Annotated in this window: 13 protein-coding genes; 9 read left to right on the top strand and 4 right to left on the bottom strand. The window is 71.7% G+C overall.

Annotated elements, in window-relative coordinates:
• The first annotated feature begins 11 nt into the window (after positions 1-11).
• Together QWM81_RS03685 and QWM81_RS03690 are read left to right on the top strand one after the other, a co-directional pair.
• On the top strand, positions 12-689 hold the full coding sequence (locus QWM81_RS03685; RefSeq protein WP_290109994.1) for a response regulator transcription factor: 678 nt from the start codon (positions 12-14) through the stop codon (positions 687-689).
• A gap of 9 nt (positions 690-698) precedes the next feature.
• The gene (locus QWM81_RS03690) at positions 699-1,973 is read left to right on the top strand and encodes a sensor histidine kinase (RefSeq protein WP_290109995.1); all 1,275 of its coding nucleotides are present in this window, start codon (positions 699-701) and stop codon (positions 1,971-1,973) included.
• A gap of 13 nt (positions 1,974-1,986) precedes the next feature.
• Here the strand turns inward: QWM81_RS03690 and QWM81_RS03695 are convergent, their stop codons facing one another.
• The gene (locus QWM81_RS03695) at positions 1,987-2,505 is read right to left on the bottom strand and encodes a GtrA family protein (protein ID WP_290109996.1); all 519 of its coding nucleotides are present in this window, start codon (positions 2,503-2,505) and stop codon (positions 1,987-1,989) included.
• 75 nt (positions 2,506-2,580) lie between these two features.
• Here QWM81_RS03695 and QWM81_RS03700 point away from each other — a divergent pair, with 75 nt between their 5' ends.
• The 4 genes from QWM81_RS03700 to QWM81_RS03715 all read left to right on the top strand — a co-directional run bounded on the left by QWM81_RS03700 (position 2,581) and on the right by QWM81_RS03715 (position 6,687).
• A complete protein-coding gene (locus tag QWM81_RS03700; RefSeq protein WP_290109997.1) occupies positions 2,581-3,783 on the top strand; it encodes a 5-(carboxyamino)imidazole ribonucleotide synthase in 1,203 nt (400 codons plus the stop codon).
• Positions 3,746-4,300, top strand: a complete 555-nt coding sequence (gene purE / locus QWM81_RS03705; RefSeq protein ID WP_435372318.1) for a 5-(carboxyamino)imidazole ribonucleotide mutase — start codon at positions 3,746-3,748, stop codon at positions 4,298-4,300. Before QWM81_RS03700 ends, purE begins: the two co-directional genes overlap by 38 nt.
• Complete coding sequence (locus QWM81_RS03710; RefSeq protein ID WP_290109998.1) at positions 4,297-5,487, top strand: dipeptidase; 1,191 nt, start codon at positions 4,297-4,299, stop codon at positions 5,485-5,487. The genes purE and QWM81_RS03710 overlap by 4 nt, the downstream gene beginning before the upstream one ends.
• A gap of 123 nt (positions 5,488-5,610) precedes the next feature.
• On the top strand, positions 5,611-6,687 hold the full coding sequence (locus QWM81_RS03715; RefSeq protein WP_290110000.1) for a dipeptidase: 1,077 nt from the start codon (positions 5,611-5,613) through the stop codon (positions 6,685-6,687).
• Positions 6,688-6,769: 82 nt separating this feature from the next.
• On the opposite strand, the gene QWM81_RS03720 is transcribed toward QWM81_RS03715, so the two are convergent.
• The gene (locus QWM81_RS03720; RefSeq protein ID WP_290110002.1) at positions 6,770-8,113 is read right to left on the bottom strand and encodes a UDP-glucose dehydrogenase family protein; all 1,344 of its coding nucleotides are present in this window, start codon (positions 8,111-8,113) and stop codon (positions 6,770-6,772) included.
• 205 nt (positions 8,114-8,318) lie between these two features.
• Here QWM81_RS03720 and QWM81_RS03725 point away from each other — a divergent pair, with 205 nt between their 5' ends.
• Entirely contained in the window at positions 8,319-9,467 is a 1,149-nt protein-coding gene (locus QWM81_RS03725) for an acyl-CoA dehydrogenase (protein ID WP_290110003.1), read from the top strand.
• Positions 9,468-9,579: 112 nt separating this feature from the next.
• A complete protein-coding gene (locus QWM81_RS03730; RefSeq protein ID WP_290110004.1) occupies positions 9,580-10,227 on the top strand; it encodes a hypothetical protein in 648 nt (215 codons plus the stop codon).
• Between the two features lie 45 nt (positions 10,228-10,272).
• Here QWM81_RS03730 and QWM81_RS03735 read toward each other — a convergent pair whose 3' ends face one another.
• Complete coding sequence (locus QWM81_RS03735) at positions 10,273-11,535, bottom strand: LCP family protein (protein ID WP_290110006.1); 1,263 nt, start codon at positions 11,533-11,535, stop codon at positions 10,273-10,275.
• Between the two features lie 128 nt (positions 11,536-11,663).
• Between QWM81_RS03735 and QWM81_RS03740 the strand changes: the two genes are divergently transcribed.
• Positions 11,664-12,212, top strand: a complete 549-nt coding sequence (locus QWM81_RS03740; RefSeq protein WP_290110008.1) for an acyl-CoA thioesterase — start codon at positions 11,664-11,666, stop codon at positions 12,210-12,212.
• 137 nt (positions 12,213-12,349) lie between these two features.
• Here the strand turns inward: QWM81_RS03740 and QWM81_RS03745 are convergent, their stop codons facing one another.
• Entirely contained in the window at positions 12,350-13,933 is a 1,584-nt protein-coding gene (locus tag QWM81_RS03745; protein WP_290110009.1) for an LCP family protein, read from the bottom strand.
• Positions 13,934-14,041: the final 108 nt, after the last annotated feature.

Below are 14,041 nucleotides of genomic sequence, written 5' to 3' on the forward strand. Positions count from 1 at the left end.
ACCATCACCCCATGACCCGTGTACTGCTCGCCGAGGACGACGCATCCATCTCGGAACCGCTGGCCCGCGCCCTGCGGCGGGAGGGTTACGAGGTCGAGGTACGGGAGGACGGACCCAGCGCGCTCGACACCGGCCTGCAGGGCGGCGTCGACCTGGTCGTACTGGACCTCGGGCTGCCCGGCATGGACGGGCTGGAGGTCGCCCGGCGGCTGCGCGCCGACGGCCACACCGTGCCGATCCTGGTACTGACCGCCCGCGCCGACGAGGTCGACACCGTCGTCGGGCTGGACGCGGGCGCCGACGACTACGTCACCAAGCCGTTCCGGCTCGCCGAGCTGCTCGCCCGGGTACGGGCGCTGCTGCGGCGCGGCGCCAGCGAGCCGGCCCCGCAGCCCGCCACCCACGGGGTGCGCATCGACGTCGAGTCGCACCGCGCCTGGATGGGTGACGAGGAACTCCAGCTCACCGCCAAGGAGTTCGACCTGCTGCGCGTCCTCGTCCGCGACGCGGGCCGGGTCGTCACCCGCGACCAGTTGATGCGCGAGGTGTGGGACACCACGTGGTGGTCCTCCACCAAGACCCTCGACATGCACATCTCCTGGCTGCGCAAGAAGCTCGGCGACGACGCCGCCAACCCCCGCTACATCGCGACCGTCCGCGGTGTGGGCTTCCGCTTCGAGAAGAGTTAGCAGGACACCGTGCGCCGCCGACTGATCAACTCCACGCTCGCGGTGGTGCTCGTCGTCATCGCCGTCTTCGGCGTGTCCCTGGTCATCGTGGAGACCCGCACCATCAGCAGCAGCGCCCAGGAGAGCGTGGACTCCGAGGCGGTCCGGCTGGTCAGCATCGTCGACAGCCGGCTGATCGGCGGCGAGCCCGTCAACCCGGACATCCTCGCCGAGCAGAGCGGCGCCAAGCGGTACGCCCTGATCGAGATCCCCGGCCGCGCCCCCATCGAGATCGGCGAGCGGCCGGAGGGCAGCGTCATCTCCGGCGTCGCCCACGGCGAGCGCGGCGAGACCGTCACCGTCCAGGAGTCCCGCTCCACCGTCACGCGCGAGGTGGGCCGCACGCTGCTGATCATCGGCGCCGTGGCGCTGCTCGCCGTGGTGGCCGCCGTCCTCCTCGCCGTACGCCAGGCCAACAAGCTCGCCTCCCCGCTCACCGACCTCGCCGAGACCGCCGAACGGCTCGGCTCCGGCGACCCGAGGCCGCGCCACAAGCGCTACGGGGTGCCCGAGCTGGACCGGGTCGCGGACGTCCTCGACGCCTCGGCCGAGCGGATCGCCCGGATGCTCACCGCCGAGCGGCGCCTCGCGGCCGACGCCTCCCACCAGTTGCGTACGCCCCTCACGGCCCTCTCCATGCGGCTGGAGGAGATCTCCGTCACCGATGACCTGAAGACGGTGAAGGAGGAGGCGCACATCGCGCTCACCCAGGTCGAGCGGCTCACCGACGTGGTCCAGCGGCTGCTGACCAACAGCCGCGACCCGCGCACCGGCTCGGCGATCGCCTTCGACCTGGACGAGGTCGTCAAGCAGCAGATCGAGGAGTGGCGCCCGGCCTACCGCAGCGCGGGCCGGGCGATCGTCCGCTCCGGCAAGGTCGGCATGCGGGCCGTCGGCACGCCCGGCGCGGTGGCCCAGGTGCTCGCGGCCCTGATCGAGAACTCACTCATGCACGGCGGCGGCACGGTCGCGCTGCGCACCCGCGTCATCGGCAACCAGGCGGTGGTCGAGGTGACGGACGAGGGTCCGGGCGTCCCGGACGACCTCGGAGCGCGGATCTTCGAGCGCACGATCAGCGGGCGCAACTCCACGGGGATCGGGCTCGCCGTCGCCCGCGACCTGGCGGAGGCGGACGGCGGACGCCTGGAACTGCTCCAGCAGCAGCCCCCGGTCTTCGCGCTCTTCCTCAGCCGCGAGGTCCGCAGCCGCAAGGACAAGCACGACGAGCCGCGCCCGGTCCGCTAGCAGGTGGCACGCCCTAGCGGCGCGGGCCCGCCGACGCCGTAGGCCGCTTGTGCCGCCGCTGCTCCAGGATCGCCTCCGCCGTCTGCACGGCCTCGCGGGCCGGCAGCGCCCGGAACACCCACGTGCGGTACGACCAGAAGCGGAACAGGGTCGCGACACCGATGCCGAAGAACTTGAAGAAGTTGCTCTGCAGCGGGGTGTCCCAGCCGAAGCCGTACGTCGCGGCGTACAGCACGCCGTTCTCGATCACCAGGCCCACCACGCTGAACAGCAGGAACAGCGTGAGTTCCCTGGTGCGGCCGCTCTTGTCACGGTCCCGGTACGTGAAGTAGCGGAAGCCCACGTAGTTGCAGGCGATGGCGACGACCGTCGCGATCAGACTCGCCCGGACCACCGGGATCTCGGTGGTGTGGCGCACCAGGTTGAAGACCGCCATGTTGACCAGCAGGCCGAAGCCGCCGACGAGACCGAACTTGGCGATCTCGCGGACGAGCTGGTCCAGCCGCACACGCAGTGCGCTGCGTTCACTCATGGTGATCTTTCAGCCCCGTCCGGTCGGATCAGTCAACCAACCCATGCTAACCACCACCCGATGGAGGCGCTCGGGATGCGCGAGAGCCGCGGGGGTGCTGTGACAGAGCCCCCAGGGAGGGGCGGATACCCTAAGAGGGTGACGTTCCCGGTAGTAGGCATGGTGGGCGGCGGTCAGCTCGCCCGTATGACCCATGAGGCGGGCATCCCCCTCGGCATCAAGTTCAAGCTGCTCAGTGACAGCCCCCAGGACTCCGCGGCCCAGGTGGTCCGCGATGTCGTCGTCGGCGACTATCGCGACCTGGACACGCTGCGTGAGTTCGCGCGCGGCTGCGATGTGATCACGTTCGATCACGAGCACGTACCGACCGAGCATCTACGGGCCCTGGAGGCGGACGGCATTCCCGTCCGGCCGGGGCCCGACGCGTTGGTGCACGCCCAGGACAAGGGCGTGATGCGGGCGAGGCTCGACGCGATCGGCGTGCCGTGCCCGCGCCACCGCATCGTGGCGGACCCCGCCGACGTGTCGGCGTTCGCGGCGGAAGGCGACGGCTTCCCCGTGATCCTCAAGACGGTGCGCGGCGGGTACGACGGCAAGGGCGTGTGGTTCGTACGCTCCGAGGACGAGGCCCGCGACCCGTTCCTGGCGGGCGTGCCGGTCCTCGCCGAGGAGAAGGTCGACTTCGTCCGCGAGCTGGCCGCGAACATCGTCCGCTCGCCGCACGGCCAGGCCGTGGCGTACCCCGTCGTGGAATCGCGGCAGGTCGACGGCGTCTGCGACACCGTGATCGCCCCGGCCCCCGACCTGGACCCCGAGCTGGCGGGAAAGGCCCAGGAGCTGGCGCTGCGCATCGCCCAGGAGCTCGGCGTCGTCGGCCACCTCGCCGTGGAGCTGTTCGAGACGCGCGACGGCCGCATCCTGGTCAACGAGCTGGCCATGCGCCCGCACAACTCCGGCCACTGGACCCAGGACGGCGCGGTCACCTCCCAGTTCGCCAACCACGTACGCGCCGTGCTCGACCTGCCGCTCGGCGACCCTCGCCCGCGCGCGACGTGGACGGTCATGTGCAATGTGCTGGGCGGTGACTACCCGGACATGTACCAGGCGTACCTGCACTGCATGGCCCGCGACCCGCAGCTGAAGATCCATATGTACGGCAAGGACGTGAAGCCCGGCCGCAAGGTGGGGCACGTCAACACCTACGGCGACGACCTGGACGACGTGCTGGAGCGCGCGCGCCATGCCGCCGGCTATCTGCGAGGAACGATCGTTGAGTAATCCACTCGTGGGCATCGTCATGGGCTCCGACTCCGACTGGCCCGTCATGGAGGCCGCGGCACAGGCGCTGGACGAGTTCGAGATCCCGTACGAGGTCGATGTCGTCTCCGCGCACCGGATGCCGCGCGAGATGATCGCGTACGGCGAGGACGCCGCAGGGCGCGGCCTGAAGGCGGTCATCGCGGGCGCGGGCGGCGCGGCGCACCTGCCCGGCATGCTCGCCTCCGTCACGCCCCTGCCCGTCATCGGCGTGCCCGTCCCGCTGAAGTACCTCGACGGCATGGACTCCCTCCTGTCGATCGTCCAGATGCCCGCGGGCGTCCCCGTGGCGACCGTCTCGGTGGGCGGCGCGCGCAACGCGGGCCTGCTGGCCGCCCGCATCCTCGCGACCGCCGACCCGGACCTGCTCGCCCGCATGCGGGACTTCCAGCAGGAGCTGAACGACCAGGCCACGGAGAAGGGCAAGCGGCTGCGGGCGAAGGTCGAGGGCTCGGCGTCGTTCGGGTTCGCCAGGTGACAGCCGCCCGGCTGCTGGAGGAGGCGCGCTCGCTGCTCGCCTCCTTCCCCGTGGTGGACGGCCACAACGACCTGCCGTGGGCGCTGCGCCAGAACGCCGGGTACGACCTGGACCGCCTGGACATCGCGGCGGACCAGACGGGCCGGCTCCACACCGACATCCCGCGACTGCGGGCCGGCGGGGTCGGCGGGCAGTTCTGGTCGGTGTACGTACGCAGTGACATGGCGGGCGACGACGCGGTCAGCGCGACGCTGGAACAGATCGACTGCGTCGACCGGCTGCTCGCCCGCTACCCGGCCGACCTGGCGCCCGCGCTGACGGCCGACGACGTGGAGGCGGCCCGCGCGTCCGGGCGCGTCGCGTCGTTGAAGGGCGCCGAGGGCGGCCACTCCATCAACAACTCCCTCGCCACCCTGCGCGCCCTGTACGCGCTGGGCGTCCGCTACATGACGCTCACGCACAACGACAACGTCCCGTGGGCGGACTCGGCGACCGACGAGCCGGGCGTCGGCGGCCTGTCGGCCTTCGGCCGCGAGGTGGTCCGCGAGATGAACCGCCTGGGCATGCTGGTGGACCTCTCGCACGTGGCGGCGACCACGATGCGCGACGCGCTCGCCACCTCCGAGGCGCCGGTGATCTTCTCGCACTCCTCGTCCCGGGCGGTCTGCGACCACCCGCGCAACGTCCCCGACGACGTCCTGGCCCAGCTCCCCGCCAACGGCGGCGTCGCCATGGTCACGTTCGTCCCCAAGTTCATCCTGCCCGCCGCGGTGGAGTGGACCCGGCGGGCCGACGAGAACATGCGGGCGCACGGCTTCCACCCGCTGGACACCACGCCGGAGGCGATGCGCGTCCACGCGGCCTTCGAGGACGCCGACCCCCGCCCGGTCGCCACCGCCGCCACGGTCGCGGACCACCTCGACCACATGCGCGAGGTCGCGGGCATCGCCCACATCGGCATCGGCGGCGACTTCGACGGCACGGCCTTCACGCCCGGCGACCTCCAGGACGTCTCCGCCTACCCGAACCTCGTCGCGGAGCTGCTGGCCCGCAAGTGGTCGCGTACCGACATCGCGATGCTCACCTGGTCCAACCCCCTGCGCGTCCTGCGCGACGCGGAAGCCGTCTCCCGTGCGCTCGCCTCCCGCCCGCCGTCCACGGCGACGCTCCGGTCCCTGGACGGCTGACCCCTCCGTACCCCTTCGCCCCTACGCGGTAACTCACCCATACGCAGTACGCCGCCGCGACCCCCGCCCCCGCCCATGGCAGCGTGGCCCTATCGGCTCGCCGTCCCTGGAGCGGAGCTCCCCATGGCAGACCTGCAGGACCACCCGTACGCGGACGCCTCCGCGGTGGGGGAACTCGACGACGCTCCGAGCGGCGCCGCGGAAGCGCCCACCCCCGCCGAGATCGATGTCGAGCGGGCCCGCGTACTGCTCGCCGCGCAGCTCGTGGTCGACGGTCACAACACCCTCGCCCAGGAGCTCGACCGGACGCACTGGCACGACCTCCAGCACGGCTCCGCCCTGCTCGACACCGACATCCCCCGCATCCGCGCCGGCGGCGTCGGTGCCCAGTTCTGGTCCCTGCACGTGGCGCCCGGCCACACCGCCGTCAGAGCCACCCTGGACCGAATAGACGCCGTTCGCACCCTCATCGCGTCCTGTCCCGAGGCCCTCCGGCTCGCCCTCACCGCCGCCGACATGACGGACGCCCGCGACTGCGGCCGTATCGCGTCCCTCCTCGGGCCCGTCTCGGGCACCGCCCTCGAGGACTCGCTCGGCACCCTGCGCGCCTACCACGCGCTCGGCGTCCGCAGCGTGAGCGTGGCCGGTACGCACTGGACCGGCGCGCCCGACGGCCTGACGCCGCTCGGCGAGGAACTGGTCCGCGAGATGAACCGCCTCGGCGTCCTGGTCGACCTGTCGGGCGCCTCTGCCCCCACCATGGACCGCGTCCTGGACGTCACCAAGGCGCCGGTCATCCTCTCCCACTCGGCGGCCCACGCGCTCACCCCCCACCACGCCAACGTCACCGACGACGTACTGCGCCGCCTGCACGTCAACGCGGGCGTCTGCATGGTGAGCTTCGCCCCCGACCAGGTCGCCTGCCACCTCGGCCACCCGGCCACGCTCTGGGACGTGGCGGACCACGTGGAACATGTGCGCGCGGTCGCCGGACCGGAGTGCGTCGGCCTGTCCGGTTCGTACGGCATGGCCACGGACGCCCCGCACACCATCGGCCTCGAAGACGCCTCGTGCTACCCGAACCTGATCGCCGAACTGCTCCACCGCGACTGGTCGGAGGCCGACATCGCGGCCCTCACCTGGGGCAACGCGGCCCGTGTCGTACGCGAGGCGCAGGCGGTGGCCCGCCCGGCGGCGTGACCGCGCGCGGCGTGACCACGCGGCGGGACCACGCGCGTTCCCGTGGCAGCGGAGCCGGAGCCGGCCCCCGGGAGGCGAGCCGTCAGGCCCGCGGGCGCCCCATCGCGCGGAACGTCCAGCCCGCCTCGCGCCAGCGTGCCGCGTCCAGCGCGTTGCGGCCGTCCAGGATGATGCGTGACGACGCGACCTCGCCCAGCTCCGCCGGGTCCAGCTCGCGGAACTCGCGCCACTCCGTCAGGTGCAGCACCACATCGGCGCCCCGCACCGCCTCCAGCGCGCTGTCGGCGTACCCCAGCGTCGGGAACAGCCGCCGGGCGTTGTCCATGCCCTTCGGGTCGTACACCGTGACCTGGCCGCCCTGGAGGTGGATCTGCCCGGCGACGTTGAGCGCGGGCGAGTCGCGGACGTCGTCCGAGTCCGGCTTGAACGCCGCGCCCAGCACCGCCACCCGCTTGCCGAGGAACGTGCCGTCGCCGAGCGCCTCCCGCGCCATGCCGACCATCTGGCCGCGGCGCCGCATGTTGATGGAGTCGATCTCGCGCAGGAAGGTCAGCGCCTGGTCCGCGCCCAGCTCACCGGCGCGCGCCATGAAGGCCCGGATGTCCTTGGGCAGGCAGCCGCCGCCGAAACCGATCCCCGCCCGCAGGAACTTCGCGCCGATCCGCTCGTCGTACCCGATGGCCTCCGCCAGCTTCACCACATCGCCGCCCGCGGCCTCGCACACCTCCGCCATGGCGTTGATGAACGAGATCTTGGTCGCCAGGAAGGAGTTCGCGGCGGTCTTCACCAGCTCCGCCGTCGGGAAGTCGGTCACCACGAACGGCGACCCCTCCTCCATCGGAGTGGCGTACACCTCGCGCAGCAGCTTCTCCGCCGCCGCGCTCTCCACACCCACCACGATGCGGTCGGGGTGCAGCGTGTCCTGCACGGCGAAGCCCTCGCGCAGGAACTCCGGGTTCCACGCCAGCTCCGCGTCCGCACCCACCGGCGCCCGGTCGGCCAGCAGCCGCGCCAGCCGCTCCGCGCTGCCGACCGGCACGGTCGACTTGCCGACGACCAGCGCGGGACGCCGCAGGTGCGGCGCCAGCGAGCCGAAGGCGGCGTCCACGTAACTCATGTCGCAGGCGTAGTCGCCGTGCTTCTGCGGGGTGTTCACGCACACGAAGTGGATGTCGCCGAACTCGCCGACCTCCTCCCACGACGTCGTGAAGCGCAGCCGCCCGGTCGAGCCCTCGATCCCCGCGACGTGCCGCCGCAGCAGCTCCTCGAGACCCGGCTCGTACATCGGGACGCGACCCGCCGACAGCATCTCGATCTTCTCGGGTACGACGTCGAGGCCCAGCACCTCGAACCCCAGCTCCGCCATGGCCGCCGCATGGGTGGCGCCGAGGTATCCGGTGCCGATCACGGTGATCTTGAGGGCCATGCGGTGCTCCTGGGAGGTAAGGGGCTGGACTGCGGGAGCGAGCATAGTCGGGCCCCGGCCCGGGCACGGTTTCCGACGGGTCGGTGCTGTCACCAAGGTCACGTATGCCTGACCGCCGGCGCCCTCTAAAATTCGGGTTACTTAACGGTAGTTAGCACCAGCTCAGGGGAGTGAGTGATCGTGGCGCCAAAGGGAGACAAGCACCGTGCCTGACTTCGACCTGTACCGCCCGTCCGAGGAGCACGAGATGCTCCGGGACACCGTCCGCTCGCTCGCCGAGGCCAAGATCGCGCCGTTCGCCGCCGCCGTGGACGAGGAGGCCCGCTTCCCGCAGGAGGCGCTGGACGCCCTCGTCTCCTCCGAGCTGCACGCCGTGCACGTCCCCGAGAGCTACGGCGGCGCGGGCGCCGACGCGCTCGCGACCGTGATCGTGATCGAGGAGGTGGCCCGCGTCTGCGCGTCGTCCTCCCTCATCCCCGCCGTGAACAAGCTCGGCTCGCTGCCCGTGATCCTCTCCGGCTCCGAGGAGCTGAAGAAGAAGTACCTGGGCCCGCTCGCCAAGGGCGACGCGATGTTCTCGTACTGCCTGAGCGAGCCCGACGCGGGCTCGGACGCCGCCGGGATGAAGACCAAGGCGGTCCGCGACGGCGACCACTACGTCCTCAACGGCGTCAAGCGCTGGATCACCAACGCCGGAGTCTCCGAGTTCTACACGGTCATGGCCGTCACCGACCCCACCAAGCGCTCCAAGGGCATCAGCGCCTTCATCGTCGAGAAGTCCGACGAGGGCGTCTCCTTCGGCGCCCCGGAGAAGAAGCTCGGCATCAAGGGCTCACCGACCCGCGAGGTCTACCTCGACAACGTACGCATCCCCGCCGACCGCATGATCGGCGAGGAGGGCACCGGCTTCGCCACCGCGATGAAGACCCTGGACCACACCCGCATCACCATCGCGGCCCAGGCCCTCGGCATCGCCCAGGGCGCGCTGGACTACGCCAAGGGGTACGTCCAGGAGCGCAAGCAGTTCGGCAAGCCGATCGCGGACTTCCAGGGCGTGCAGTTCATGCTCGCCGACATGGCGATGAAGCTGGAGGCCGCCCGCCAGCTCACCTACTCGGCCGCGGCCAAGTCGGAGCGTGTCGACGGCGACCTGACGTTCTTCGGCGCCGCCGCCAAGTGCTTCGCGTCCGACGTCGCGATGGAGGTCACCACCGACGCGGTCCAGCTGCTCGGCGGCTACGGCTACACGCGCGACTACCCGGTCGAGCGCATGATGCGTGACGCCAAGATCACCCAGATTTACGAAGGCACGAACCAGGTCCAGCGCATCGTGATGGCCAGGAACCTGCCGTAACACCCCTCGCACCGCACCGCACCGCACACCACGGCCCCCGGCGCCATGCCGGGGGCCGTCGCCGTCTACGCTGCGCTGCCGCACCGCCGGCACAGCACCGAGTAGGAGTCCCATGAGCGCCGACCGGCAGATCTCCGCACTGCTCAAGCAGATAGCGACCCAGGACGTCGCCGTCGTGACGAGCCAGTTCTTCCACGCGAGCAGGGCCGCCACGCTGGCGCACGTCGCCGAGTACTACGGCTTCGAGTACGCCGAGGCATGCCGCGAGGGCCACAACATGCAGACCCTCAGCGTCTACCTGACCCGCGACCCGTCCCCCGCGGCCCGCGAGCGCGAGGCGGCGACCATCGCGGCGCACCCGCGGGCGGGCAACGGCGGCACCGCGCCCGGGCTCCAGCCGGGGACGCTCAAGCCCACCGCCGAGGCGGAGGAGGCCGTCGCCCGGCTGACGGACCTGATCACGTTCGACGTCCGGACGCAGATGGCGGGGGCACGGCGGATGGGCGTCGCCTGGGCCGGTGTGGCGGTCATGGTCGTGACGCTGCTCATCGTCGGGATGTACGTCGGCGCCATCGCGGGCGGCGCCGCACTGGCCGCGTTCCTGGCCGGCGCCGTCAAGTTCAGCGACATGCGGCGGGAGCGGATCGGGCGGCGCCTGGAGGAGGCCGGGTTCGTCCCGGTCGTGGACGAGGCGGGCCGGCGGCGCTTCGTGCGCCCCGGCCGGCAGCTGCCCGGCCACGCGAACCCCTTCGCGAGCTGAGCCCGGAGGCCGGCCCGGCACGCCGTACGGCCCGGCGCCCCCGCGTCAGTTGCCGGTGACCGTGACCTTCTCGTCGTTCTGGATCTGCCGCACCAGTTCCCGCATCTTGGGCTTGTCCCACGCCAGGTTGCCGCCGCGGGTGCCGTTGATGGGCATGTTCATCGACGTACCGTCGCCGCCGCTGATGCCCTTCATCGCGAAGAACATCTTGCCCAGGTCGAACAGCGACATGTCCTTGTCGACGATGAGCGTGTCCAGGCCCGCGCCGAGCGTCGGGTACAGCTTGAAGGGGTTGAGGATCGTGCCGGGCGTCGCCGCCTGGCTCGCCAGGGCCGACAGGAACTTCTGCTGGTTCTTCGTCCGCGCCAGGTCCGACTCGGCGAAGGCGTACCGCGTCCGTACGAAGGCCAGGGCCTGCTCGCCGTCGAGGGTCTGCTTGCCCGCCTGGAAGTCGGCGCCGGACTTCTTGTCCTTGAAGGCCTTGGGGATGTCCATCTCGACACCACCGAGCGCGTCCACGATGTTCGCGAAGCCCGCGAAGCCGATCTCGGCGTAGTGGTCGATGCGCAGCCCGGTGTTGTGCTCGACGGTCCGCACCAGCAGCTCGGGGCCGTCCTCGGCGTACGCGGCGTTCAGCTTCACCCGGCGGCCCTGCGCGGGGAAGGTCTTGCCGGACTCGGAGCCGACGAACGAGGGGATCTCCACGTCCGAGTCGCGCGGCAGCGAGATCATGGTGTTGCCGCTGGAGCAGGCCGCCAGGATCATCATCGAGTCGGTGCGCTTGCCCTCGGCGGACCCGGTGTGCAGCTTCCGCTTCTCCTCGGCCGTCATGCCCTCACGGCTGTCGGAGCCGACGATCAGGTACGTCGTGCAGTCGCCTTCCTTCGGCCGGTCGATGACCTTGGCGAGGTCGACCTCGCGGCGCATCTTGCCGTCGGCCCAGAAGTACGTGCCGATGGTCGTGCCGAGGACGGCCACCAGCAGGACGATCGAGCCGGCCTTTACCCGGCGGCCCCAGTCGGGCGCGGGCTGAGGGGAACGGACGGGATGGCCCGGGTGGCCGCCGTGAGCGCCGCGGCCGCCGCCCTGGGGGCTGCCGTAGACCTGGCCCGTGTTGTACCCGCTGTCGTACGCCGGGGCCGAGCCCGGGGCCTGGGCGTAGACGTCGTCGTACCCCTGCGGCTGCGGCGGAACCGTGGGCCGCCGCACATGGCGCATCGCCCGCGCGCCCTCCGGCTGGGCGTCGGCGCTGCCACGGCCGTAGCGCGCGTTGCGGTCGTCGGTCCATCCCTCAGGCCAGTCATTCATGCGGACCAGTGTGCAGGCCGCCCCCCGGCGCCTTACAGGGTGGGTGGGAGATAGCAGCGGGCCTGTAGCGAAGCTGATGCAATGAGGCGCGCCGAAGCCGTGACGGACTCGGGCATAGGGTGGAGGGCATGACAGATCAGGCCTCTGAGGAGGGAATCGTGCCGGAGGGGAAGCCGACCGCGGCGTCCCGCACGACCCTCAGCCACATCATGACCGGCAGCGACACGAACCTCCTCGGTACGGTGCACGGCGGCGTGATCATGAAACTGGTGGACGACGCGGCGGGCGCCGTCGCCGGCCGCCACTCCGGCGGGCCGGCCGTGACGGCGTCCATGGACGAGATGGTCTTCCTGGAGCCGGTCCGCGTCGGGGACCTGGTGCATGTGAAGGCGCAGGTGAACTGGACCGGCCGGTCCTCCATGGAGGTCGGCGTCCGGGTGCTGGCCGAGCGGTGGAACGAGTCCACCCCCGCCACCCAGGTCGGCAGCGCCTACCTGGTCTTCGCCGCCGTCGACGCGGACGGCAAGCCCCGCCGCGTACCGCCCGTGATCCCGGAGACCGAGCGGGACAAGCGCCGCTACCAGGAGGCGCAGATCCGGCGTACGCACCGGCTGGCCCGCCGCCGCGCCATCAAGGAACTGCGCGAGAAGCGCGCCGCGGAAGGTATGCAGGACTGATCCCGGCCTGGTTCCCAAGACAGGCCCTGGGCCGTGTCCGCAAAGCCCCGTCTGCCTGGCGACTGGCGACTGGCGCCTGGCGACGTGGCGACGCCTGGCCGGTCTGAGGGCGGACGACGCCGCCTCGCGGACTCTCCCTAGCCGCAGACGACCTGGTCGCCGGTGACCACGCCGAACTCGCCCTGGTAGACGTTCTCGGCCCGCACCGGCAGCACGCCCGCGAAGTTGGCCCCCGCCGTCACCTTCAGCGTCGCGCCCTGCCCGTACACCGGCCGCAGCTGGGCTCCCGGCAGCGCGGTGGCCAGCGACCTGGCCGAGCGGTCCCAGCGCGGGTCGAACCAGACGATCGTGCGGCCCACATCGCGGCGCGCCCAGTTCAGGGCCGTCCGCGTCGTCCGGAAGCCGGTCGCGCGCAGCGCCGCGTCGACCTTGGCGCCCAGGCCGTGCACCCGCGTCCCGTTGTAGACCTGCACGCGGATCTGCTGCGGCGAGACCTCGACCAGCTTCTTGCGGACCGTGCTGCGCGGGATGTGCGGGGCGAGGGGCTGGTCCTGGCGCAGTGCCTGGAACAGCTTCTCGGCCTTCACCAGGTCCCACTTCACCGTCGAGCCGAGGCCCTTCACGGGGAAACTCGCCTGGGCGACCGGTACGGAGGTGAACTCCGAGGACGCGGCGGTGAAGCCGCGCATCGCCTTGGCGAGGGCGAGCATCTCCTGCGGCCCGAAGCCCTGGTCGGCCCGGACCGAGCTGAGCATCGCCGTGACGACCTGCTGGAACCTCACCGGGTTCAGCAGGGTGCCGTTGCTGGTCGCCTGGTCGATCAGCGCCGCCATGAACCGCTGCTGGCGCTGCATGCGGCCCAGGTCGGAGGCCCCGTCGACATGACGTGAGCGCACGTACTGCAGTGCCTGCCCGCCGTCCAGCTTGTGCGTCCCGGCGGGCAGGGCGAGGCCGGTGTACGCGTCCCTCATCGGCTTGGCCGTGCAGATCTCCACCCCGCCGATGGCGTCGACGGTGCGCATGAAGCTGGTGAAGTCGACCTCCAGGTAGTGGTCGACCTTCACGCCGGTCATGTGCTCCACGGTCCGTACGGTGAGGTTCGGCCCGCCCTCCGCGTACGCGGCGTTCAGCTTCAGCGGGTGCTTGTGGTGGTACGTGCCGGAGGTGGCGTCGGTGTGGGGCGGGATCTCGGCGTACGAGTCGCGGGGCAGGGACACCATGCTCGCCCGCTTACGGTCGGCCGAGATGTGCACCAGCATGATCGTGTCGGTGCAGCGGCAGGGGGCGCCGCCGAGCCGGTACCTCACCTTCTCGGCGGGCGTGATCTTGTCGCGGCCGTCCGTGCCGACGAGGAGGATGTTGGTGCCGTGACCGGGCGCGGGGCGGTTCTTCATGTCCCTGAAGGGGTCCACCCGGCCGATCTCCGTGTCGAGGCTCGTCACCATCGCGTGGCCGATCCCGCCCGCCGCCAGGACCAGCACGGACAGGGTGGTCACCATCCGCATGGCCCACCGCGGCCGGTCCCGCCGCTGCCGCCCCGTGGCGGTGGCCGGCGCCCCCCGCCGCCCGCCGGGCGCCGTCGCGCGGCGCGTGAGGGTCGGGGACGGGTCACGCCGTGTGGTGGGTGCCGGGTCCCGCCGCGTGGCCTGCGCCGGGTCCCGTCTCGGCTGCCGGGGGGCGGGTGGCCGGGGGCGGGCGGGGCGGCGGGGCGGCGTGGGCACGAAGGACACCTCCGCGGGCGAGTGGGGGAATAGTCAGCACAGTAGGCCCATACGATCAGTGCCCGCCCGTACCGCCCGGGCGGCGCGCACCGGTGTCCCCCATTCGCG

Origin of the sequence: Streptomyces ficellus (genome assembly GCF_030406405.1) — a bacterium.
GTDB classification, from domain to species: Bacteria; Actinomycetota; Actinomycetes; order Streptomycetales; family Streptomycetaceae; genus Streptomyces; species Streptomyces ficellus_B.

Bases quoted from the DNA above. Each gene is read 5' to 3' on its own strand.
- QWM81_RS03700 (WP_290109997.1), top strand. From the start codon at position 2,581: ATGCGCGAGAGCCGCGGGGGTGCTGTGACAGAGCCCCCAGGGAGGGGC.
- QWM81_RS03685 (WP_290109994.1), top strand. From the start codon at position 12: ATGACCCGTGTACTGCTCGCCGAGGACGACGCATCCATCTCGGAACCG.
- QWM81_RS03740 (WP_290110008.1), top strand. From the start codon at position 11,664: ATGACAGATCAGGCCTCTGAGGAGGGAATCGTGCCGGAGGGGAAGCCG.
- QWM81_RS03730 (WP_290110004.1), top strand. From the start codon at position 9,580: ATGAGCGCCGACCGGCAGATCTCCGCACTGCTCAAGCAGATAGCGACC.
- QWM81_RS03720 (WP_290110002.1), bottom strand. From the start codon at position 8,113: ATGGCCCTCAAGATCACCGTGATCGGCACCGGATACCTCGGCGCCACC.
- QWM81_RS03715 (WP_290110000.1), top strand. From the start codon at position 5,611: ATGGCAGACCTGCAGGACCACCCGTACGCGGACGCCTCCGCGGTGGGG.
- QWM81_RS03735 (WP_290110006.1), bottom strand. From the start codon at position 11,535: ATGAATGACTGGCCTGAGGGATGGACCGACGACCGCAACGCGCGCTAC.
- purE (WP_435372318.1), top strand. From the start codon at position 3,746: ATGCCGCCGGCTATCTGCGAGGAACGATCGTTGAGTAATCCACTCGTG.
- QWM81_RS03695 (WP_290109996.1), bottom strand. From the start codon at position 2,505: ATGAGTGAACGCAGCGCACTGCGTGTGCGGCTGGACCAGCTCGTCCGC.